This window comes from Sphingomonas bisphenolicum, assembly GCF_024349785.1.
In the GTDB taxonomy this organism is placed as follows: Bacteria; Pseudomonadota; Alphaproteobacteria; order Sphingomonadales; family Sphingomonadaceae; genus Sphingobium; species Sphingobium bisphenolicum.
Window position 1 is genome coordinate 17,243 of the sequence record NZ_AP018822.1, and the last position, 22,906, is coordinate 40,148.

Genomic DNA, 22,906 nt, shown 5'->3' on the forward strand with positions numbered 1-22,906 from the left:
GGGTGCACCCGAACGTGACGATCGGAAGTGACATATACGACATGTCACAAAAGGGTGGTTCCGTCACCAATGTTACTGTACGAGGGCAAAGCCACCCTAATGTGACGGATTTGCCCATGACCCGCGTCGGCTACGCCCGCGTCAGCACCATCGACCAGGATCTCGACATCCAGGTTGCCCGGTTGAAGGCAGCGGGCTGTGAAATCCTCCGCTCCGAAACAGGCTCGGGCGCATCGCGCACTGGACGCACGGAGCTTGAGACGATCATGCAGTTCCTGCGCGCCGATGACGAACTCGTCGTCCTGCGTCTCGATCGGCTCGGTCGCTCCACACGCGATGTTCTCAATCTGGTTCATGAACTCGACCAGAAGGGAGCCTCATTGCGGGTGCTTGAGCCGGAGGTGACGACGGCCGGAAGCATGGGGCGGATGGTGATCACCATTCTGGGCATGGTCGCGGACATGGAACTGACGTTCATCAAGGACCGGCAGCGCGCCGGGATCGAGGCGGCGCGCGCCGAAGGCGTCTACAAAGGCCGGAAGAAAAACATCGATGACGATGAAATCCGACGCCGGATCACCGCCGGCGCGAGCAAGGCCAGCGTCGCGCGCGACCTCAAGATCTCAAGAATGACCGTCTATCGGGCGCTTGACGTCATTCCTTCAAGGATCGGGCTGCCGGAAAAGCCGCCTTCTGTCACCATCGCCCTGCATCTGACCATCGAGAACTTCAACAAGCATGGTCGTGGCAGAAAGCCCGCTCGCGAGCGCATTGAGGCGATGCTGGAGCGGGATTACCAGATGCAAAAGACCGGGAACTGCGATTACACGCTGACCGTCGCCTATGATCAGGGTGCCGATGGCGTCAGCCTCGATGATGAGATCGCATCTCTCCAGACAGAGATGTTCAACATCGCAGAGAGCTACAGGTGCTCGATCGAGACCGATGTTTACGAGATTGGAGGACAAGAGCGAGCCTGGTAGATCGCCATGTTCAATCTTTGTTCTTCAACATGGCCAAAATCGCAGCTTCGGGCCGACTGGGCCTTAATAAGACGGGTCAAATGCGCTTATGTGATAACTGCAATTATCGCATGTACGCTTTGGGGTAGTACAAGAGACGGAAACCAACTGCTGACTTTGGTTTCCCCAATGGTTGAGATAGAGTCTGGATTGATGGCCTCCCCCTCCCCTTCCTGTGCCTCCAGCGAGCAGGCAATGCTCCTGCTCGGCCGACTGGATGGACGACTGCAGAACAGCCCATGGGCTGACATTTGGCTGGCCCGTGCGCGGTTGCAGGGCGCAGCCCAACTCGCCGGTCTCGCCGGCGTGCCCATCGACGTCCGGCATCTGCAGGACTGGATCTGCGGACGCTGTGAACGGACAAAGAACACTGCATCCGACACCCCACGCCAATTCACCTGACCGACAAAATTCTCTGCACCGGCGTTATTTCCTGACACCCTTCAACATACGCGCCGCCGCGTTGGACGACGGAGCGAGCTTGCGGCCGTAGCGGAGTGCAGTGGCGGTCGAGGTCCATCGCAATGCCTGCGCGATCGGTCCCGCATCCTCGCCATTGGCGAACAGATCCTGGGTCAGGCCGACGCGCAACGAATGCGTGCTCAGCGCATCGATCGCATGGTCGAGATCGGCGCCCATGAGATCGACCAGGCCCTGGTCGGCTGCGGCGAGCGCCGTGCGCTTGATGATCAGCCGCATCGCCGCCGGCGTCAGCGCGCGCTCGCCAATTCCGTAGGTCACCGTGGCCGCGCGCGCAGGCCGCGCCGCCATGCGTTCCCGATCGACCCGGGCATGATAGGCCAGATCCTCGATCGCGAGCGCCCGGCGCGCTTCGCGGGGTTTGGTCCGGATCACCGCTACGCGGCGGAACAAGGCGCCCGCGCGGATTGATGCGGCCTCGCGCCAAAGAGCGACACGCCGCATCGTGTCGGGCGACAGCCACACCCAGGCCCCTTGCCCTTCCTGGTCGGTTTTCGAGTGGGGCACCTCGAGCAGCCCCGATCCATCCTCTTGCGCTTCCATCAATTCGACGGCGACGGCCACCAGCTCCGATACGCGCAAACCCGCATCATAGCCGAGCGACAGGATCGCCGCGTCGCGCAGGCCAGCGACGTCGCGCCCACACGCCTCGAGCAGCACCGACAGCGTGAACCCCCTGACGGCTTCCCGCCCGATCCCTTCGCCGAGCCGCAACGGGCCGGCCTGGCGCTGCCGGACTCCGGCCCGACGCCGCAGCCCACGCAGCGCATCGCGGACCACGACGGCACCGACGGGGCATGGAACGTCGAGAAGGTGATGGGCCACCGCCAGCGAGGACAGGCGCCGGGACACGGTCGCCGGCTTGAGCCGCCGCGCCTCGCAATAGTCAATATAGGCGACAAGCCGCGCTTCGTCGGCGGGCAGGCCGATCCCGCCGCGCTCGGCCGAGAAGCGCGCGTAGCAATCGAGATCGACCGCGAGCGCCTTGATGCTGGCGGGCGCCCGCGCCTCGATGCTCTTCTGGAAGTTGAGTTCGACCAGGCTGGCGCCTTCGCCTGTCAGCTCCTGAAGCAACTCGACGAGCTGGACCGCGCGATCTTGCGCGGCGCCCGACCGCCGCTGGGGCAGCGGCGCCTCGCCGGGTGCCAGGATCGTCACGATCTCCGCGGAAACCGAGCGCTTGGGCATGGGCAGACGCTCTGTCTGTGCAGCGATCGACAGGACGGATTTGGCGCGCATACCGGGGGACTATAACCCCGATTTCGCCGAAGTCACTATCGATAACACTCTATTATCGATAGTGCAAAAAAGGGCGTGCTAGGGATGGTGCAGTTAAGGCAGTTTAGGTTACCCTTGCGACATGCCCGATTTTTGCGATCCATCGACCCGATTCCATCCGCTCCGATCGGACGAAGATGCGCCGATCGAAGACCTGATGACGGCAAGGGTGCGCGCGGCGCTCACCTGGGGCCAGCTGCAAGGCCGTTTAGCGCATGTGCCCGCGCAAGTTGCGCATCAATTCTGCGCCGCGCTCGCCCGCCTGCTCCTCGTCGAAGCGCTCACGGGTAGCGGCTTTTCCGGCGCGAACAGCTGGTTTTCCGCATGGTTTTCCGGCCTCCAGCCCGTGCCCGACGCCACCGCCCATGTCGCAGCCCCGCCCTCGCTGGTCGCCGACACGCTGCTCGCCGAGCTCTCGCTGTCGGCCTGGGCGCCGCTCGCCGACACGGCCATCCAAATCCGCGCCGCAGCGCATTTCCATCGCGGCGAGGGCGCCCCGCAAGGCGAGCGCGGCGATGCCCCCGCGTTCGCCGTAGCGGAAGCGGCGCGGCTCGCCGAGCCGCCCGCCGACGATCGCGCGGACGACTGGCCCCTCGCCGCGCTCGATCGCCTGCATCGGGCCGCGGCCGCCTCGCCGCATTTCGCGCCCACCGAGCGCAGCTACCAGCTGCTCCCCCTGCCCGCCGGGCCGGTCTCCTTCGAGCAGACGCGGACGGCCACGCCGCTGTGGGCGCTCGATCTCCTCGCCGGCGCCCTGATCGCGCGGAGCGCGCCAGCGACCAGGCCGCTGCCCCTGCCCGGAGCCGTGCGCGCCGAGGCGCTCAGACCCGAGCTCTGGTCCCGCGAGCGCGCCATTATCACGGCCGAGGCCGCCGGCGAAGCTGCGCAGCGGCTGAGCGACCAGCTCGATGCAGCCCATGCGAGCGTGCGCGAAGTGCATGAGGCGATGACCGTCCTGCGTTCGACCTCGCGCGCGCCGCTGCTCTACCGGCTGCTCGCGGGCTTCGGACCGCTGCGCCCGCTCCAGATCGAGAAGGCCCTTGGCGTTTCGAAAAACGGCGTGCGCGATCTCGTCGCCGCCCTCGTCAAAGCGGGCCTCGCCGAGCGGGCGGCGTACGAACATCACACGATCATCCGCGCCCTGCCCCGCGCGCGCCGTGCCACGCTGGCGGCCGAGGGTGAAAGCAGATCCGTTGAAACCAGCTCCGGCGCGACGTTCGCCGCGTTCGACGCGGCCATGGCCGATGTCGAGCGCGTGCTCGCCCGTATGGAGACGGCGCGCGAATGACCCCGGCAACACGGCAAGATAGGAAACCCCGGCAGAAACTTCAAATCGACGCGCCCGATACGGGACTCGCGCCGCCGTTTCAGGCCATGACCTGTCTTTGAACGATCAAAGGAAAGTTCGCGCAAAAGCCCCTGGGAGCGCAAAAAGGCGGTCTCGGATAGGAGGGGGCGCCCAGAGGCCGCCACCACGCCCTACGGGCCTCCTGAGGGCAAATTCGCGCGAAATGCCCAATGGGCGACCGTCGCCGTCCGGCTTTACCATCCGCGCCCATGACCCGGCAGATCGAGCAGGATGCGAAACCTGGGAGCGGCGAAGCAGGCGGCGAGCCGCGCCCGCCACAGATCGCCATTCGCGCTGCAAGCCGGCTCGGCGCAGCCGGCGGACATCGCCGCGCCCACCATCCCCGATGCTTGCAGGTAAAACAGCGCCTCCTGGAAACCACGGCGCTGCGCTGACATCGCCGCGCTCTCCGTCGCGGCGGCGTCTCGTACCGCGCGCGCCAGCGCCGCGCGGCGAGCCTTCAGCCCCTGCATCAAATGGGCACGGGGATAATTGCGCTTGGCCTGCTCGAGCTGCTCGCAGACCATGGTGAGCCGGCGACGCTCGCGGTCGAGCTGCCGCAGGCCGACCCTGGCGATCGCCTCCGCCAGATCCGATAATTGGGGTCCGACGCCGGAAGCCGCCTTTCGCGGCAGGCGTGCCGGCTGCGCATCGAAGCGGAAGATTTGCTCCCATCGCCCGGCTTTCAGCCCGTCACTGCTGTGGAGCGCCGCCAGCAGCAGATGACGCACCGGAGCGTAGTGGAAGCGGTTGCCGACCAGCGCCGCCCGGTACCGCTCCCAACCTACCCGGTCACCGGGGCGGGCGCCGCGGATTTGCTCCCGCGCAATCATCCCGTTCCACAGCACTCGGGTTTTGACGAAGGCAAACCGCGCCATTTGCGCGCGCGTGCGCGCGACCCGGGCCGCGAGCGCCCGCTCGGCGGCCTGCGTCCGCCCCAGGGCCCTGATCCCCGCAAGATCGGTCAGCAACAGCGCATGACGGTCGCAGAAGGTCGTCACGCGCAAGATCCAGCTCCGCTCGATCCGCCACGGCGCGCCGGACACCAGCCAGTCAAGCCAGCACTGGGCGCAGCCGATTGACCGCAGCGTCAGCGGCAACAGATCGCCGCGCCCACAGCCGACGAACGTCCTAGAAATCGCCTTCGCGGGCACCATCGTCGCCCACGCGAGCCGTTCTACCATCACCTGGCGGCGGTCCGGCACGCCAGCGACCGCCGGCGCCGGCGCGGCCAACCAAGCCGATGCGCGCGACGTGGCCGGTACGCGCGACGTGGCCGGTACGGGCGACACGGCCAGGTCGCGATCGGCGAGCGCCGCGTCGATGCCGAGATGGCGAAACAGCGCTTTGGGCGTGGTCTCATGACGCGCGGCCAGGCGGCGCAGCCAGGATTCGAAACATTCCTCGGGCAGCGGCCTCACCCGAAACGCCAGCGGCTCGATCTCCCGCCCGCTCATTCCGGGCTATAAGGCGTAAACAATTGCAGCGCCTCGGTGATATCGTCCTGGGTCACGAACCGGCGGTCATGCCGCCGCGCGACCTTTCCCGACCAGTGCAGGATGCGCTTGAAGTTCCCGGTGACCCCGCCGCTGGTCCGCCAGATGCGCTCGGCGAACGCGGGTTCGGCGAGATGGTCGGGCTCCTCCATCCCCATGCCGCGGGCCAGCGCGCGGATCAGGCGCTGCGCGGGCTCGCCCGGCTCCCATAACGGCAATTTGAGGATGATTGAGCGGTACGCCAGCTCGACATCGTCGGCGAAGATCTGCCGGGCGACATCGAGGCCCGCCACGACCAGCGGCACATTGCCCGCGCTCATCAGGAAGCGGAACGCATCGAGCGTATCGCGCCGCGCAACGCCGCTCGCGGTCAGGATCACATGGACATTGTCGATCGCGACCAGCCGCGTGCCCTGTTCGGCCAGCAGGTCGACGACCTTCAAATCGGCGGTTTTGTGCGTGTTCGTGCGGATCGGCCAGCCCTGTTTCCAGAGCAGGGCGAGGTTGATCTTGAGCGAGGTCGGACTCGAGGGAATGACCGTGCGCAGCACGGGCTGATAGCGCGCCTCGCCCCAATCGGCGGGCTCGGGAAAGGCTTCGGCAAGGCGGCGCTGCGCTTCGCGCAGGATCGAGGTTTTGCCCATGCCGGACTGTCCGGTGAGCACGATGCAGGTCGGGCGTTCCTCGGGATCGTCATGCGCGACATCGACGATCGTCTCGACCGCGTTCCGCGCTTCTTCGAAATCGATCCAGAAGGAGGGCGCCAGCGATGGCGCGGTCGCAGCGGCGCTCATGTCCGCTCCTGCAACCAGTCGTCTTCGCTGAGCTCGGCGACCGGTTTCCAGTCAATGGGCGGCTTTTCCGGCGCTTCGCCATACCGGAGGTCCGCGAGCGTCGTCCCCTCGCCTTCGCGGCGCTTTGCCTGGCGCCGCGCCGCCTTCGTGCGAACGCGGGCGCGGTGGATTTCCTGATTGGCGGCGGCCACCGCCCGCGCCGTCGCCGCGCGACCGCCATCGGCCTGGTAGGCCCGGCCTAGCGCCCGCACTCCTGCCCTGGCGGCCTCCCAATCCGCCTCCCAGACGTCGGGATAGTCGCCGACAACCGGCAATTCGACATAGCGGCCGTCGAGGTCGGCGTAGATATGCTGGATCGTCCGCTCATCCCAGCTGATCTCGACCCTTTGGCCGATCCTGGCGGCAAGCATCGGGTGCCAGTAATGGCGATATCTGATCTGGATACCCTTGGCATGGACCGTGAGCGACTTCGACGGCAGAAACTGGCGGAACAGTTCGCCCGCATCGACCGACACGGGCAGCAGCGGGCTGTGCTTCGCCGCCTCGCGCTCCCACATCTGGGCCGGACACAGGCCGCCCAGCGCGCTATGCGGCGCGTGATGATAGATCGCGATCTGGCACAGCAGCCAGCGCTCGAATTCCACAAGCGTCATCGCCGCGTCCGCCTCGGCATCATAGCCGTCGCGCGCCGCCACGTTCGATCCGGTCGCACCGGGCAAAAGCCGCAGTTTTCCAATCATCGTGCCGATCAGCCGCTCGATATGCCCGCCAAGATGGGCCGGCCCGGGCCTCCGCACATCGGGGCCAATCCCATTGCGGACGCAGGCGCGCCGGAAGGCTTCGGAGCGATGCGGTTTGGCCTGATCGGCATGCAAGCGCCGGAACAAACCGTGCATCGGATAGCTGACATCGACGCCCAGGTGGGCGAGGGCCGGCTCTTTGGGCAACACAGCGCTCGCAACCGCCCGTCCGCACCGGAATATCGAGGGGTCGCCGAAGCTGACATAGTAACCAAGAATGGACCGGGTCCAGATTTCGATGAGGAAGGTGATCCACGGTCTTCCGAGCTGTTCGCGCCGCAGACTATCGACCAGGATGACATCGCCCTTGGTGTGATCCATCTGAACCAGGTCGAGAAATCCCTCGCTTGCATATTCGCCGGGGTGCGGTTCATGGGCGCTCCGCGTCTTCGATCCCATCGTCGCTTTCGCCCAAACACGGCTCGGAATCTCAGCCAGAAGCCGCTCGATCGTCTTCTCGCTTGGGATCAGATCGGCGGGAAAGCGATGATCTCCGTTGTCCGCGTGCAACAGGCCCCAAATCTGCCGCGCCGCTTCCGCACGCGATGGCGGCACCATCTTGAGCGCAATTTCGTCGATCAACGTCTCGATGGCGGCCCTCACCTCGGGATCGATCCTGTGCGATCCAACAGCGGGTCCACGCGGTTTTGGAGCCAGCGTTTCCGCGACCGGATGCACCCGGAAGCGCGCGGCCAGTGTCCGTATCTGCCGCTCTTTAAGGCCGGTTGCCTCGGAAATCGCCTGAACCTGAGCCGCTGTCACCGGGCCGGAAAGCGATATATGTCGCCGGAAATGGGGGTAGAGAGCCAATCCCGCCTCAAGCGATTTGAGGCTCCGCCGGGGCGCTGGAGACGGCTTGCGCTCAATCACGGAACGGGCTCCCCAATGATTTTTGCTGTCCGCGAAATGTAGCTTATTTTGTCGAACACCGCGACGTGTATATTGCCCTAGACAGAATTACTCGCAGAGCATCCGATGTAATATATTGATATTACATGATATTATTGAAATGTAGCCTATTTTGTCGGCTGACAGACGCACATCCCCTCCCCGCGCCTCTGAAGGGTTGAACGATCCCGTCTCTGTGGCGGCGGTGTTCCATCTCGCGATCGAGGCCAGCGTTGGCGACAACGGGCCGCTTGCGCGTGCGACGCTCAACGTCTTGCGCACTGTCCTAGATGATCGATCCGAAGCCGAAGTCTGGGCGGGCAGCGACCTGGCCTATTTCGGTCCCGCGTGGCGGCAGGCTCGCATCGAAGCACAAGCCCCCTACCCTTCTCCTTCGCTGCCCTCCGTTGCCGATCGGATTACCGCTATGCTCAAGACGGTCGTCGTCGCCGAGCAGTCTGCGGTGGACGTGACGGCGATCGACGGTCGGACGCTCACTCTCGAGCCGCGCGTGCGCGATCGCGCCTGGTTGGTGGCCAGCCATGTCCCCGCAATGCTCCATCATGCCGGACTCACTCTCGGCATCCTGCCATCTCTCATTCTATTGCCAAAATTCCCGCCACACGGCGCGGGCGAGTTAACCGATGTCATGACGCGGGCATTGCTCGTGACCTGCCAATCCGGCCTTAAAGATCTCGACTGGATCGAGCGCCAAGGGTCAAAGGCATTGGCCGTGTCCGCAACGCGCCGCAGCAGGGCACCACTCCTTGCCCGGCTTGCGCTCGCCTATCCTGGGCTTCGTCCGTCTGCCGTGGCGCGGCTTCTCGACGTTACTCCACAGGGGGCACGCAAGCTGGTGGCTAAACTCGGGTAAGGCAGCGCTACCGCCAATGCGTATCGAGCAAGGTCTTGATAGCTGCCTCCGCTTCGTCCCGCGAACCGCCACCATGCGGGAGCAAGGTGATCCTAACCCCCTTGCGATCCTTGCCTTCAAACCGAAGCAACGGCTTTCCGGCCTGCGACGCCACGGTTTCGCTCGATCCTGACCTCTTGGGGGATCCTGACTTCTTGGGGGGATCAGCCGCAAGCGCCAGCGCACGAACAATCTCCGGCACGGCGACCGGAGCCCCCTCCCCTCCCGATCGCGCCCTCAGGGCCGCCGCTTCGGCAAATACCCGCTGGCGACGATCGTCGGGTTTCAGCAATGGCTTGATCGTTGTGACGTGCTTGATCCGCAAATCCTGCGGATTGGGAAAGGCGATCATCAACTCGGCCGGCAGACGCGCGAGGTCGAGATAGCGGCTCAACCAGCTTTCGGTGACATTGATCCGCTCGGCCATGACCTTCTGCCTACCCTCATAATAGGCTTCCAGCGCGCGGAGATAATCCCGCGCGCGCTCGAGATCGCTGAGGTCTTCGCGCGCCCTGTTCTCGATGTCCGCTATGCGGAACGCTTCCTCGTCCGACAGTTCGCGAATATCGACGAGAAAGCGGAAGTCGGGATAGTTGTGGCCGCGCAGCCAGCTGATCGACCAATGGCGCCGCGCACCGCAGATCACCTCGAAATCATAGTCGGGTTCGCCCCGCACACGGCGGACGATTGCAGGCATCTCCTGGCGCCCTTGCGCCTTCATGCTTTCGATAAGATCGGCGCACCGCTCTTCGTTGAGCAAGGCATATTCGCGGTTATGCCCAGCCCACATTCGGCAACGCGCAGGATCAACCAATTCATGGGTGCGGCTGACGACCGTCCCCGCCGCCAGTTCGGCCAATCGATTCTCCCGGCCTGTTAGGACATTGGCGCCCAGCCCAGGCCGGCGCGGCGCGGGCGCACCCTCTTCGGGCGGATTGATTCCAGCGGCCAGTTCTGCTGCGAAACTCGCATTTTTCCTGCTCATGAAGCGGTTCCTTCACCCGGAATTGCACCGGTGCAATTTTGCCGTTTCACGCCAGGCCTTCCTTGCGCAAGCGGCTCAAATGGCTGGGCCACATGGCCCGAATATCCAACTCGAGTTCGGCATTCACCCCATCGAGATAGGTGAGGCAGCGGTTGCGGACGGCGCTGCTCGTCACCGGACCGTCCAGCTCATAGACCGTCATCAAACGGGCGGTCGCGTTGTCGATTTCTGCCGAGTCCTTGAGCGGCGTGCGCACCATCGCCTGACCAAACAGCGTCCGCATCAGATTGAGCAGTTCCTTCTGCATCGACTTATTCTCATCAACCTTGGACGCAACGAAGCGCAGAAATCTGAGGGTCGGTGCGAAACCGCGTTCGGCCAGCGTCTCGATGGTCTCATCAAGCATCGCCAGAAACGCCGCGGTCGAGGAAAAGTCCATGACGGTGGGGGGCACCGGCACGACGAGTGCGTTCGCGGCGCGTAACACCGACAATGAGATGGCGCCGAGGGCTGGGGGCGGATCGAGGACGATGACATCAAAGCGATCGGAGATGCTGGCGATACCCTCGGAGAGGCGATCGATAAGCCCCCCCTGCCCTCGCGCCATTCGAGCCGCGATCTCATATTCCGACTGGAACAGCCGCAAGTTTGCCGGGATCAGTTCGAGACCGTCGAAATGCGTTTTGCGCAGCGCATAATCGAGCGAGGTCATCTCCTCCTCCCTGAGGAACGGGTAAAGCGTGTCCTCCTCGCTCAGGTCGAGATCAGGCACATAGCCGAACAACGTCGTCGCGGAGGCCTGACTGTCGCAGTCGATAAGGGCAACGCGGTAGCCCTGGATCGCGAGATATTGGGCAAGGTGGACCGACAAGGTCGATTTGCCGACACCGCCCTTGAAGTTTTGGACGGCGACGACACAGCATGGATCGTCAGCCGCCCGCCAGGGCCTGGTGCCGAACAGGCCTCGCATATCGTTGAGTTGGGCAAGGGTGTAACCAACCCTGCGATTATTCTCGGTTCGCGGTGGTGGCGGAAGACGCCCATCCTTTTCCGCGTCACGGATTGCAGCAGGCGTTCGCCCAACCAGATCAGCGGCCTTTCCGATCGGGAAGGTGGGCTCGCGGCGTTCATCCGCCCGTGCGCTGCGCGCCGAGTCGCGGAGGCGTTCCAGCACCGAGGAGGTACGCTGGGCAAGCGTCGCCACCGAGAGAAGGTCATGGGTGTCGTCGATGTCTAGTGATGCTGCCACAGGGCGCCCCTTTGCGAAACTGGGGGCATAGTAGCGCTACTTGCGCTTTTTCGTCAAATAGAAGCGAAATTTCGAAAGTGGGGCGCTGCTATGGACGACAATAGCGGCGAAAGCGGTGGCCAAACGCCCTAGCAGGCGGCCCATCCTGACTCGGTGGGGGCATGACGAAATTGCACCGGTGCAATTTCGCTTATGGTCGCCCCCGTCGGGCGACGAAGCTCTCGCAAAAGCCCGTCCACGAACTCGTGAGTTTCGCGCCCTTGAGCTTCGCCAGACGGTCGCCCATCTGCTGGCGATAGGCGTCAGCGATAAGATCGATATCCCAGCCACCGCCATGCGACCGGGCGATGGTCGCCAAGCCTTCCGCGTTGAATCGGATCGTACCTTGCGGAAAGACGATCTCCGAACTTTTCTCCGGCGCGACCAGTGCGCTGATGGCGGCCTTCACGACCGATCCCACTTCCACCGTTTCGGCGACCGTCTCGACAGCGCCCTCCCGGCGTGCCTTGCGCCCCGTCGAGTGCCGCTCGATCTCATCGACGGTCGCGATCTGCGCCGGCGCATCCTTCGGCTCGAATCGAAACTCGATCTCGGTCACTGTTCGGCCCTGTCGTATCTCCTTCCACTCCACCCGGAAGTGGGCCAGCTGGTCGATCTCGGCCTTCGCCTTCTCGAGCACCTTGCGACGGAGCTGCGCGAAATCCTTATAAACGTCTGGCGAAATGCCCAGCGCTGCGCGCAGCGCCGCCATATCGCCCTTCCAGGTCGACTGGCGACGATGGAGCCGCAGCGATCCGATCTCATAAAGCTTGAGGGCATAGCTCGATCGAAAGCCGAGCACCGCCTGACGATTGAGGACGGCATAGCTCTCGGACTCCTGAATGAGCTTGCGCGCATCAGGCGTAAACTCCCATTCAATCCAGCCCGCATCCGCCCCGTCTGTATCTTCAGCCTCTTCGCGGGACGACGAGATCAGAGAAAAGCGCAGCGTAGCCTTCTTGCCGCGCCAAGATCGATCGTCGATCGCGAAGAGGGTGCGGTGAAGTTCCTCCAGCATGTCGGAGATACGTTCGTTACCCTTGTGACCGCGGCGAATATCCGCCTTGCGCATGCGATGCGGCCGGTCCTCCCAGGCATCCCCGCCTGCGGTCAGGATCATCAACGCGAGCAACCGGGACGCCGTCAGGCTCAGCGATTGGCCTTTCACGAACTTGATCTCAACGATGCTGCCGGGTTTGGCGAATTCCTCGCCACCCTTCGCCTGCAAGGCCGCCGCAACGCGCATGGCACGGCCCGGCGCCGAATCGGCTTGCGCCTCTTGCGCTGCTTCGGCGCTTAGATTTTCCGCATGTTCCATGTCATATAGGCCGAGCGCATATTGGGCAGATTCGCCTAATTGCTGCCTGACCTGTCCTCGCTCGTCAAGTCAGGGCAGGCTGAAACACTTTTGTCGCCCCCATCCGGTCAGGTTGGAATCATGCGGCGCTTCCGCAAAAGCCGTGAGATTCCGCCGAGTCGCAATGCGATTCGGGTTCTGCCCGTTTTCGGCTCGCTCACGCGCGATAAACGCGCCAGAATGCCGTAGTTCCAAAGCGCGGGATCGCCAGATGCTCTCGCCCCCAATCGGTCAGGATAGCCCCAATAGGTCAGCTATCTCCCCCCGACCGGTCAGGATGACGCCCCCGCCGGGTCAGGTAAAATCCCCCGCGCGGTCAGGATAAACGCGACAGATCATTGAAATTGCAGACCTTTTCGGCACCGAATCTGAATCACTTAGAATCATGAATCCTTCCGCTGCGAGCAGCGGCGTTGTTTTAGAGTGATTCTAAAAGACCAAGCAGGCGATTCGCTGTGCCTCTCTGGTCGGACAGCGTAACCCATCCCCCTAGCTGGGGGGATACCTCCAGATCAGTGTTCCACGATAGCATCACGGTCTCGATCCTCGGCAGCTCCGCCCTGCGACGAGATCCTCAGCGAACCGATCGTAGCTGCATTACCGCTCGTCGCCGCTGGGCAGACGCAGTGAGGAGGTCGCATGATCAATTTTGCCAAATTCGAGATCATCGGACGGATCGGTGAAATCGACGCCAAGCCCAAGGTCACGAACATCTCAGTATGCGCGAACTATCGCCGCCGCGGAGAAGGCGATCAGTGGATCGAGGATAGCTACTGGAACCGAGTCGTCATCTTCAGCGACGGCCAGCGTAAATATATCGATGAGAAGGCCCAGGTTGGCGATCTCGTACGGATTGCCGGACGGCTCCGTGACACCTCCTACGAGCGCGACGGCACCACCCACTACACGACCGACCGGATCGTCGAGGAGTTCGGTGTGCTCGCGACCAAGGCAGCATAGATCGCAGGAGGCAGCGCCGATCGCCAAGAGGAGAGGGGGCATGCGCGGAGCGACCTTGGATTTCGACAGGAGTTTCGCCCATGCCCGCCACCATCGATGCAGCAGTCCGCGCCAAACAAATCGTCGAGAGCTTGGGTGGACGCTGGTCAGGATCGCGCGGAGAGTGCCGCTGCCCCGCCCATGATGATCACTCGCCTAGCCTTTCGGTCCGCCTGGGCACCAAGGCGATCCTGTTCAAATGTTTCGCGGGATGCACATCGACCGATATCCTCAAGGCTCTGGATCGTCAGGGATTGCACGATCGGGTGCCGGTTCACGTCGAACCACGCGCGCCGGCGCGCGATCTGAGCGGCTTGGCTAGGTCATTGTGGCAGCACAGTATCCCCATCGCCGGCACACCGGCTGAAGCCTATCTTCATGCCCGGGGCCTTTACGCGCCCACGTCCGACCTTCGCTTCAACCCACAGACGATCATAGGGAAGGGGAAGGATCGGCGATCCCTTCCCGCAATGATCGCCGCAGTGAGAAACGAGTTGGGCCTGGTCGCGGTCCACCGGACCTTTCTCGATCCCACAGACATTTTGCGGCGCCCCTTCCGCAAACCCAAGCTGGCGCTGGGTCTGCTCGGCTCTGGCAGCGTGCGCTTTGGTGAGCCAGATGATGTTCTGGGCATAGCCGAGGGGATCGAGGATGCCCTGTCCGCCATCGACTGGTTCCAATTGCCGGTCTGGGCCGTGCTTGGTGCCGAGCGCTACGCTCATGTCGGCATACCGTCGCATGTGAAGCGCGTCATCGTGTTCGGCCAGCGGAACACGGCGGCGAAGATCTGCCTGAAGAGGGCAGGGGAGCACCTCAGCGCCAACGGGCGAAGGGTCGAGGAATGGCTCCCATCCGAGCATGATGATTGGAACGATGCTCTGCGCGATCGGCTTGCCCGCAACGCTGTTCCTCGCACCGTGATCCAAACGCACTCCCACTGAAGAGAGGAGAGGAGGCCTCCGGCTTGTTGATCCGGTGATGGGCACCGGGCGATGCAATGGAGGCTTACAATGCGCACCTCAGCCGCTGCTCTCGAACTCGATTTCACCGAACCATCCATCACTGCTGCGAAGGCGATCTGTGCCGTGCTGCGCCAGGGCGGCGGCCTGGACCGGCCTGGCCTGCTCCGGAAGATGGAAACCGCCTATGGTTCAACCGCTGCCGATGGGCATTGGTCACTCCGCGACGCCTATGATGTGCTGGAGCTGGCCCAGGTCCTGCACCTCGCCACGCTTGACCTGCCGCAAGAGACGGCTGAGTGTCTTGCGGCCCTGACCGCGCTCACCGCATCGCTGCCGACGCATAGTGTGCGCAGCGAAGAACAGATCGCGCTCCAGCAATTTTCGACACCGGCCGCGATTGGCTATCTTGCCGCGCTCGCCGCTCGCATTACCGCCGCGGATACCGTCCTGGAACCCTCTGCCGGCACCGGGCTCCTCGCGGTCTTCGCCGCTCGCGTTGGCGCCAAGCTTGTCCTCAATGAGATCGATCCCGCGCGTGCCGCTATGCTCGAGGCAGCATTTCCCACCGCACCGGTCAGTCGCCACGATGGTGAGCTCATCCACGATCTGCTGCCGCTGTCGATCCGCCCGACCACCGTACTCATCAACCCGCCCTTTTCCCGCAGCATGGGCAGGCATGCCGACCCGCTTGCCGCGTTCCGTCATCTGCGCGCCGCTTTGAAGCGGCTTGGTGCCGGGGGGCGCTGCGCCGCTATCCTTCCCGATCGCGTGGACACATCAAGCCGCGCCTGGACGAAGGCGACCGAGGGTTGCGCGATCACGCTCCACGTCGAACTGCCCGCGAATGCCTACGTCAAACATGGCACCAGCCAGATCGTGAAGCTGATCGTTCTCGAAAAAGGCTCCCAGGACGACGTCGCCCTCATCCGGTGCAGCTCGCTGGCCGAGGTGCTCGCGGCGATCAGCACGTCGGCTACCAGCCTTACGGCAACCCCGCGATGCTCGCCAGTGCGCCTTGCACCAACCCGTGCGCACGGATCCTTGCTCGGCGGTCTTTCGAGCAGGCCCCGGCTTTCGGCCCCGATCGCGAAGGCCGCCCCGTCTCTCGGCGCTCTCGATATCGGCTACGATGTCTTTGCCGAACCCGTGCCGACTGGCGAGGCGGTCGGTGTCTACTTGCCGTACCGGCCGAGCCGCATCGCCATTCCCTATGCATCAGCGCATCCGACCGCCTTGGTGGAATCGATCGCCATGGGCTCGATTACGGCACCGCGGCCCTCGTACGTTCCCAAGCTGCCCACCCGCGTTGTCGCAGACCGGGTGCTGTCCGACGCTCAGCTCGAAACCCTGATCTATGCCGGTGACGCCTTTGAGCGAGACATTTCTGGCCTGTTCAAGGCGGCCGAGGAAGGATTGTCGCTCGCGCCCGACCAGGACGGCCGACCTTATCGGACGGGGTTCTTCCTTGGCGACGGCACGGGTGCCGGCAAGGGCCGTCAGGTTGCGGCCATCATCCTCGACCAGTGGCTGCGCGGGCGCCGCAAGCATATCTGGATATCCAAGACCGAGACGCTGCTCGAGGATGCACGTCGCGACTGGACCGCGGTCGGCGGTCTCGCGCTCGACATCCAGCATCTCAATCAGTGGAAACTCGGCACGCCGATCGGCGCGGCCGAGGGGGTGCTATTTCTCACCTATGCGACGCTGCGCTCCAACCGCGGCGACAAGGGCACCCGTCTTCAGCAGATTCTCGACTGGGTCGGTGACGATTTCGACGGCATAATGGTGTTCGACGAGGCGCACGAAATGGCGGGTGTCGCCGGCGGAGAAGGCCGTTTCGGCACCAAGGACGGCTCCGATCAAGGCATCGCCGGCGTGCGCCTGCAAAATCTGCTGCCTCGCGCCCGCGTCCTCTACGTGTCCGCAACCGGCGCGTCGGACGTCAACAATCTCGCTTATGCCACCCGGCTTGGCCTGTGGGGTCCGACCACCGCCTTCGCCGATCGCCGCGCCTTCGTCGACAGTTTGCGTCGTGGCGGGATTGCGGCCATGGAATTGATCGCACGCGACCTGAAGATGCAGGGCCTCTACGTCGCCAGGGCGCTCAGTTTCGCCGGTGTCGAATATGACATCCTCGAACATCGCCTTACGCCCGACCAGATCGAGGTCTATGATGCCTATGCCGATGCGTGGGCGATTATCCACGCCAATTTGCGCACCGCGCTCGATGCCACCCGGGTGACGGACAGCTTTTCCAACGACACCTACAACAGCGGCGCGAAGGCCGCTGCCCTGTCGATCTTCGAATCCACCAAGCAGCGTTTCTTCGGCCAGATCCTGATCGGCATGAAGCTGCCATCGCTGATCCCGGCGATCCGTGCGGATCTGGCCCGGGGCGAGAGCGTCGTGATCCAGCTGGTCTCGACGTCCGAGGCGATGCTCAACCGGGCACTGGCCGCGCTGAATGCCGAGGATCGGGCGAATCTGGACATCGAGCTTTCACCCAAAGAGTTCGTCATGTCCTATCTCACGGCGGCCTTTCCAGTCCGACAGATGAAGACCTTCGTCGATGACACTGGCAAGACCCGCTCGGAGCCGATGTCCGACGAGGAAGGCCGTCCCATCTTCAGCCAGGAGGCGATCGAGATGCGCGACAATCTCGTCGAGCGGTTCTGCTCACTGCCGATCGTAGGGTCCGCCCTTGATCATATCATCGGGCATTTCGGGAGCGATGCGGTCGCCGAGGTTACGGGACGCAGCCGGCGTATCGTCGTCGACGCGCACGGTCGCCAGCGTATCGAGAGCCGTTCGCTGCGAACAAACCTTGCCGAGACCGACGCCTTCATGCGGAACGAGAAGAAGATCCTGATCTTCTCGGATGCAGGCGGCACTGGGCGCAGCTATCACGCCAGCCTCACCGCCGAGAACCAGTCGCGCCGCAACCATTATCTGCTCGAGCCCGGTTGGCGCGCTGACGCGGCCATCCAGGGTCTTGGCCGTACCCACCGCACGCATCAGGCAACCGCGCCGCTGTTCCGTCCGGTATCGACCGACTGCCGCGGCGAGCGGCGCTTCATCTCGACGATCGCCCGCCGACTCGACAGCCTTGGCGCCCTGACACGGGGCCAGCGCCAGACGGGCGGCCAGGGTCTGTTCGACCCGCGGGACAATCTTGAAAGCGACTATGCCAAGGAATCCCTCGAAACATGGTTCCGCCTTTTGGCCGACGGCAAGCTGCGCTCGACCACACTCGACGAATTCCAGACCCTCACCGGACTTGAGCTGGAGGGCGAAGGCGGCGGGCTGAAGGAGGAGCTGCCGCCCATTCAGCGCTGGCTCAATCGCATTCTCGCGCTGCGCATCACGCTGCAGAATGCGATCTTCGATGAATATCTCGGTCTGATCGAGGCCCGGATCGAGGCGGCGCGCGAAGCCGGCACGCTCGATCTTGGTGTCGAGAGCATCAATGCCGAACGCATCACCATCCTCGATCGCACGGTGATCCGGCGCGACGAGACGAGCGGCGCGGAAACCGAGATACTGCGCCTCGAAACGGAGGAGCGCTACAAGCCGCTCCCGCTGGACCGCGCGTTGCGGATCCTCGGCGACGACGCGCGCCCGATCGTTAATCGCAAGTCCGGCAGGGCCGCGATCCGGTGCAGCACCTATTCGCTCACCGACGACGATGGCGAGATCGTTCGCCGCTACGAGTTGGTTCGACCGACCCGTTCCGAGCGGATGCGGCAAGACTTGCTGCTCGAAACGATGTGGGAAGAGACCAGCGAGGAGGAATTTTCGGCGCTGTGGCAGGCCGAGGTAGAGGAGATGCGGGACAAGACCCGCACCAGCACGCTCTATTTGGTCGCGGGCCTGCTCCTGCCGGTCTGGGATCGCCTGCCCGACGATCATGTTCAGGTCTGGCGGCTGAACACCGATGACGGCCAGTCCTTCCTCGGCCGGATCGTCCCTGCACCGCTGGTGTCGAAGCTCGCGGACGCCTTCGGGATCAATGCCGCCATCACCGTGTCGGGCGACGATACCGCAAAGCATGTGATGACGACCGGCGAGATATCGTCCGTCGGAGCCTACCGGCTCAAGCGCAGCCTGGTCGCCGGCCAGCAGCGCCTCGAACTGCTCGATTGGCCGCACACGCGGCTTGCCGAACTCAAGGCGGCGGGCTGTTTTACCGACATCATCCAGCACAGGACGCGGATGTTCGTGCCCGTCGCGTATGCCGCCGCCGTCATCGAGCGCATCACCGCCTGACGATCCAGGTCCTCTCTCCGCGCTCAGCGCAGGAGAGGGGAGGGAGCCTTCGGCTTTGTGGGCCTGATGAGCAGGCTCGCGTGACCGCCGAGGCGGCGCGCCAGTTCCAGATGGAGACAACCGATGATCCAGTCCGTGAAGGTCAAGAACCTCTCGCTGTCCAAGGACAATGTCCGCAAATCCAGCCGTGAGGCCGGTATCGACGCCCTCGCTGCCAGCATCGCAACCCAAGGCTTGTTGCAGAACCTCATCGTTACCCCGCTCAAGAAGGCGGGCCATTTCACCGTCAAGGCGGGCGGGCGCCGGCTGCGCGCACTCCAGAGCCTGATCGAACAGGGCACGTTGCCTGCCGACCATGTCGTGCCTGTCCTCGTCCTTACCGACGACGACAACTCGGTCGAGGCGAGCCTCACCGAGAACTTCCAGCGCGTTCCGATGAACCCGGCGGATGAAAGCACCGCGTTCAACTTCCTCATCCAGAAGGGGATGACCGCCGAGGACGTGGCCAAGCGACAGGGCGTCACCACCCGCTTCGTCGAGCAGCGGGTGCGGCTTGCCGAGCTCGCGCCGAGCGTGTTCCAGGCGCTCGCCGCCGGTGAAATTACCCTGGGTGTCGCCCAGGCCTATGCCGTGACGAGCGACATCGATCGTCAGGCGCGCGTCTTCACGCAGATGAGCACTTCCTATTACGGCGATCAGCCCGACAACATCCGGCGTGCGATCCTCAACGGCACGATCAAGGCGAACGATGCCAAGGCGCGGTTCGTCGGTCGCGATGCCTATGTTGCGGCAGGCGGCCGCATCGAGGGTGATCTCTTTGCCGCCGAGGGGGACGAGAACTGGATCGACGTCGATCTTCTCGAAGATCTTGCCAGCAAAAAGCTGGAAGCGGCCGCTGCCGAACTCGCGCAGGCGGAGGGCCTCGCGTTCGTGACGCCGATCGCTGCCACTCACGTTCCCTATGATCTCGAGCGTCAACTTCATGAATTTCACGCGCCCGCGCGGCCGCTCAGCGAGGAGGAAAGTGCGCGTGTCGAAGCGCTTTCGGCCGAAAATGACCAACTCGTCGAGCAGCTTGAGTGTGAACTGGCCGACGGGACGCCGGAAGCGGAAGCGGCGAACGATCGCCTCGACGAGATCGAACGGGAGCTTGAGGGCATCGAGGATTCCCGTCGCGAGATCGATCCGGCGGTCCGGGCGCAGATCGGGACGTTCGTCTATATCGGTGGCGATGGCGAAGCCCGCGTTCACACCCGCATGTTCAGCGAGAAGCCCGTTGTCGATCCCAATGCTCCGCCCAAGGCGACGGGCGGTGCCAATGGAGATGATGGTGCCGGCGACATCGATCATGGACCCAAGCTCAGCGCTACGCTGATCGACGAACTGGCGACCCAGCGCCGGCAGATCCTCGTCGCCCATATCGCCAGCGATCCAGCGATGGCGCTGGACCTCACCATCTTCCTGATGGCGCAGAATGTCGTCTTCGAGCAGAACTACGTCCGCACCCACTCGACGCTCAAGTCCGGCGGCGCGCAATTTCCGATCTTCGGCTTCCGCGACGAAGGGTCGATGGCGTCGCAGACCATCGAGGATCAGCGCCAGCGTCTCGATACGAGCTGGGCCGGTCACAAGACCATGACCGAGCGTTTCGAAGCCTTTCGTGCGCTCGACGACGAGGCCCGCGGCAGTTGGGTGGCCTTCTCGATCGCCCGTACGCTGGAACCGAGCCTGAACATTGCCGAGGGCGGACGGTCCAACGGGTTCCATGACCATCTTGGTCGAGCGCTCGACATTCAGGTCGAGCATTGGTGGCGCCCCACGGCCGAGAACTTCTTCGGCCGCGTCAAAAAGGAGGTCATGCTCGCCGCGCTCGAGGACATTGGCGGGCCGATTCTGCGGGGGCGCTACAAGGACGCCAAGAAGGGCGACCTTGCCGCAACCTGCGCCTCGCTCTGCAACGGGCAGGGGATCGTTGAGGCCGAAATTCGCGAAAAGGCGACGGCCTGGCTGCCTGATGCCATGCGCTTCGACGCCATCGAGCAGCCCGAGACCATCGCGCTGCGCTCGACGTTCATCGACGAGGCCGATGATGTCGATCCCGGCGATGATAGTGATGATGTCGATGATGAGTCGGATCTGGAGGACGCGCCGCACGACGATCAGGAGGATTTGAGCGAGGCGGCCTGACGCCCGTTTGCACGGTTCGAGGCGACTGGGGGCGGCACTCTTCGCGGAGTGTCGCCCCTCCTTTTGTGCCCCGGCGGCAGGCTCTCTGAGGGGAGGGTGCTGGTCCGGGATCGCCTCTACCAGATCAGGAGAATGACCGTGGCAAAGACCACCGATAAACCGTCGCCTGCCGACACCATCACCAACGCGATCATCGACAAACTCGAATCGGGCGTACGCCCTTGGGTGAAACCGTGGCGGCCGGGCCTTGGCGGCCGTCCCCTTCGCGCGACCGGCGACCCGTATAAGGGCATCAATTGCTTCTGGCTGTGGCTCTGCGCCGAAGGCGCCGGCTATCATTCTCGCACCTGGATGACCTATAAGCAGGCACAGGCGCTGGGCGGCCAGGTCCGCGAAGGCGAGCGGTCGCAAATCGCCATCTTCTACAAATCCTACAGCAAAACCGTGGAGTCGCCCGTCACCGGCGACACCTCCGACGAAATGCGACGCGTGCTGCGATCCTACGCCGTCTTCAATGCCGATCAGATCGAGGGGCTGCCGGAGAAGTTTTATCCAAGCCCCCTCAGCGTGGTCGCCCCCGACGACGAGCTGCCGGCTCGCGCACAGCGCTTCCTCGATGTCCTTCCGGCGAGGGTTCACCAGTGCGGCGATCGGGCCTTCTACGACCGTGTTGCCGACAGCATCACGATGCCGCCCGTCGCGTTGTTTTCCACCCGTGCCTATTTCGCGTCGACCTTAGCGCATGAGGCAGGGCATTGGACCGGGCATCCTGACCGGCTCAACCGAGAATTCGGCAGGAAATTCGGCGACAACGCTTATGCTTTCGAAGAGCTTTGCGCCGAGATGACATCCGCCCTGCTTGGCGCGGATCTTGGCCTCCCGACCGCTCATATCGACGATCATGCAGCGTATATCGGCTCGTGGCTCGCGGTGCTGCGCAAGGATTCCCGCGCCATCATGACGGCTGCGGCAAAAGCCGAAGCGGCCGCCGCCTTTCTGCTCCGCGCAACTGGCCTCGCCACGTCGGACGTCGCCCAGGAACAGATCCGTGAAGCAGCATGATCGCGGCGATCGCCCGCCCAGACCCCGGCGGCTACCGCCGTTCAACGTAGCGCTCAGCCGCGGCAAGGACAGGGGAGGGGAGGGAGCCTTCGGCTTTTTGAGCGCGCCAGAGCGCTCAGAAGGAGGCTTCCATGCTCTACGATACGCTCTACCGCCACAATCAGGCCCTTTCCCCCGCCGGTCTGGAGCATCTGCCGGCGGCGCTCCACGCCCTCAACGCCGCCGTCGACGATTGTCAGCGTGCCGGCAAGCCTGTCGCCGGCGACGCGGCAATCCTTCTTCTCATCCGCCATCTGGCACACGTTGCCGAACGCGATACGCCCAGCGTGAACGTCCTTCGCCTCCGTTGCGAAGCGGATCGCCTGGCGGCCGCCGCCGCGCCAGCGCTGCTCGACATTGCCGGGAAGAGCGTCGGCGGAAACGACCACGCCAAACGTACCTTCCACTATCAGGCGCGTCGCGCGCTTGCACGTCTCGCCACGGCCATCGGCCTCGACGCGGACGACGCCCGTATCAACACCGTCATGGGTGCCGATCACGAAGACGGCACGACGGAGTTGCGCCACGCGGATATTGCCGTTCGCGTCGTCCCGCGCGGCTTCCTCCCGGACAGCGAGGTATCTATCATCCGCTGTCGCGACGGGCAGGAGGTTGGCAAGTCCCACCGCGCGCCAATCGCTGAATTGCTCGACGTGGCCGCGTTCCAGCGCCGGCTTGCCGGCACGCCCGTGGATATCGGCGCTGTGCGCCTCGCGGCCGCCGCCTGAACCCCGCAATTGCA

Annotated in this window: 16 protein-coding genes; 9 read left to right on the plus strand and 7 right to left on the minus strand. The window is 64.1% G+C overall.

The features are described 5' to 3' along the window. Positions 1–116 precede the first annotated feature (116 nt). Positions 117–983, plus strand: coding sequence for a recombinase family protein (locus SBA_RS24710; protein WP_006961816.1), 867 nt, complete (start codon positions 117–119; stop codon positions 981–983). 465 nt (positions 984–1,448) lie between these two features. Here the strand turns inward: SBA_RS24710 and SBA_RS24715 are convergent, their stop codons facing one another. After that, positions 1,449–2,690 (minus strand): site-specific integrase, encoded by a 1,242-nt coding sequence (locus SBA_RS24715; RefSeq protein ID WP_030541452.1) that lies wholly within the window; start codon positions 2,688–2,690, stop codon positions 1,449–1,451. A 172-nt stretch (positions 2,691–2,862) separates the two neighbouring features. Here SBA_RS24715 and SBA_RS24720 point away from each other — a divergent pair, with 172 nt between their 5' ends. Beyond that, positions 2,863–4,068: a MarR family transcriptional regulator gene (locus SBA_RS24720; RefSeq protein WP_030538460.1), complete on the plus strand. Its 1,206-nt coding sequence runs from the start codon at positions 2,863–2,865 to the stop codon at positions 4,066–4,068. Positions 4,069–4,322: 254 nt separating this feature from the next. Here SBA_RS24720 and SBA_RS24725 read toward each other — a convergent pair whose 3' ends face one another. The 3 genes from SBA_RS24725 to SBA_RS24735 are packed head-to-tail and all read right to left on the minus strand — an operon-like array spanning position 4,323 to position 8,088. Next, on the minus strand, positions 4,323–5,585 hold the full coding sequence (locus SBA_RS24725) for a TniQ family protein (RefSeq protein WP_048575061.1): 1,263 nt from the start codon (positions 5,583–5,585) through the stop codon (positions 4,323–4,325). Next, positions 5,582–6,418 carry a TniB family NTP-binding protein gene (locus SBA_RS24730; RefSeq protein WP_030540651.1) on the minus strand — a complete coding sequence of 279 codons (837 nt, stop codon included), beginning with the start codon at positions 6,416–6,418 and terminating at the stop codon, positions 5,582–5,584. The genes SBA_RS24725 and SBA_RS24730 overlap by 4 nt, the downstream gene beginning before the upstream one ends. Then, positions 6,415–8,088, minus strand: a complete 1,674-nt coding sequence (locus SBA_RS24735) for a Mu transposase C-terminal domain-containing protein (RefSeq protein ID WP_030540650.1) — start codon at positions 8,086–8,088, stop codon at positions 6,415–6,417. The genes SBA_RS24730 and SBA_RS24735 overlap by 4 nt, the downstream gene beginning before the upstream one ends. A 196-nt stretch (positions 8,089–8,284) precedes the next feature. Here SBA_RS24735 and SBA_RS24740 point away from each other — a divergent pair, with 196 nt between their 5' ends. Beyond that, a complete protein-coding gene (locus SBA_RS24740) occupies positions 8,285–8,980 on the plus strand; it encodes a hypothetical protein (protein ID WP_261937556.1) in 696 nt (231 codons plus the stop codon). A 7-nt stretch (positions 8,981–8,987) separates the two neighbouring features. Here the strand turns inward: SBA_RS24740 and SBA_RS24745 are convergent, their stop codons facing one another. The 3 genes from SBA_RS24745 to SBA_RS24755 all read right to left on the minus strand — a co-directional run bounded on the left by SBA_RS24745 (position 8,988) and on the right by SBA_RS24755 (position 12,538). Continuing rightward, entirely contained in the window at positions 8,988–10,004 is a 1,017-nt protein-coding gene (locus tag SBA_RS24745) for a ParB/RepB/Spo0J family partition protein (protein ID WP_179563628.1), read from the minus strand. Positions 10,005–10,050: 46 nt separating this feature from the next. Continuing rightward, positions 10,051–11,253 carry an AAA family ATPase gene (locus SBA_RS24750; protein WP_149523971.1) on the minus strand — a complete coding sequence of 401 codons (1,203 nt, stop codon included), beginning with the start codon at positions 11,251–11,253 and terminating at the stop codon, positions 10,051–10,053. Between the two features lie 190 nt (positions 11,254–11,443). Then, positions 11,444–12,538, minus strand: a complete 1,095-nt coding sequence (locus tag SBA_RS24755) for a replication initiation protein (RefSeq protein ID WP_179563646.1) — start codon at positions 12,536–12,538, stop codon at positions 11,444–11,446. Between the two features lie 750 nt (positions 12,539–13,288). Between SBA_RS24755 and SBA_RS24760 the strand changes: the two genes are divergently transcribed. The 6 genes from SBA_RS24760 to SBA_RS24785 all read left to right on the plus strand — a co-directional run bounded on the left by SBA_RS24760 (position 13,289) and on the right by SBA_RS24785 (position 22,892). Continuing rightward, positions 13,289–13,609 (plus strand): single-stranded DNA-binding protein, encoded by a 321-nt coding sequence (locus tag SBA_RS24760; RefSeq protein ID WP_179563629.1) that lies wholly within the window; start codon positions 13,289–13,291, stop codon positions 13,607–13,609. An 80-nt stretch (positions 13,610–13,689) separates the two neighbouring features. Further along, complete coding sequence (locus SBA_RS24765) at positions 13,690–14,589, plus strand: DUF7146 domain-containing protein (RefSeq protein WP_179563630.1); 900 nt, start codon at positions 13,690–13,692, stop codon at positions 14,587–14,589. 69 nt (positions 14,590–14,658) lie between these two features. Next, a complete protein-coding gene (locus SBA_RS24770; protein ID WP_179563631.1) occupies positions 14,659–18,876 on the plus strand; it encodes a strawberry notch-like NTP hydrolase domain-containing protein in 4,218 nt (1,405 codons plus the stop codon). A 123-nt stretch (positions 18,877–18,999) separates the two neighbouring features. Further along, a complete protein-coding gene (locus tag SBA_RS24775) occupies positions 19,000–21,063 on the plus strand; it encodes a ParB/RepB/Spo0J family partition protein (RefSeq protein ID WP_179603874.1) in 2,064 nt (687 codons plus the stop codon). Between the two features lie 138 nt (positions 21,064–21,201). Beyond that, complete coding sequence (locus SBA_RS24780) at positions 21,202–22,125, plus strand: ArdC family protein (protein ID WP_179563551.1); 924 nt, start codon at positions 21,202–21,204, stop codon at positions 22,123–22,125. Positions 22,126–22,256: 131 nt separating this feature from the next. Continuing rightward, positions 22,257–22,892, plus strand: coding sequence for a hypothetical protein (locus SBA_RS24785; RefSeq protein WP_179563552.1), 636 nt, complete (start codon positions 22,257–22,259; stop codon positions 22,890–22,892). The last annotated feature ends 14 nt before the right edge of the window (positions 22,893–22,906 follow it).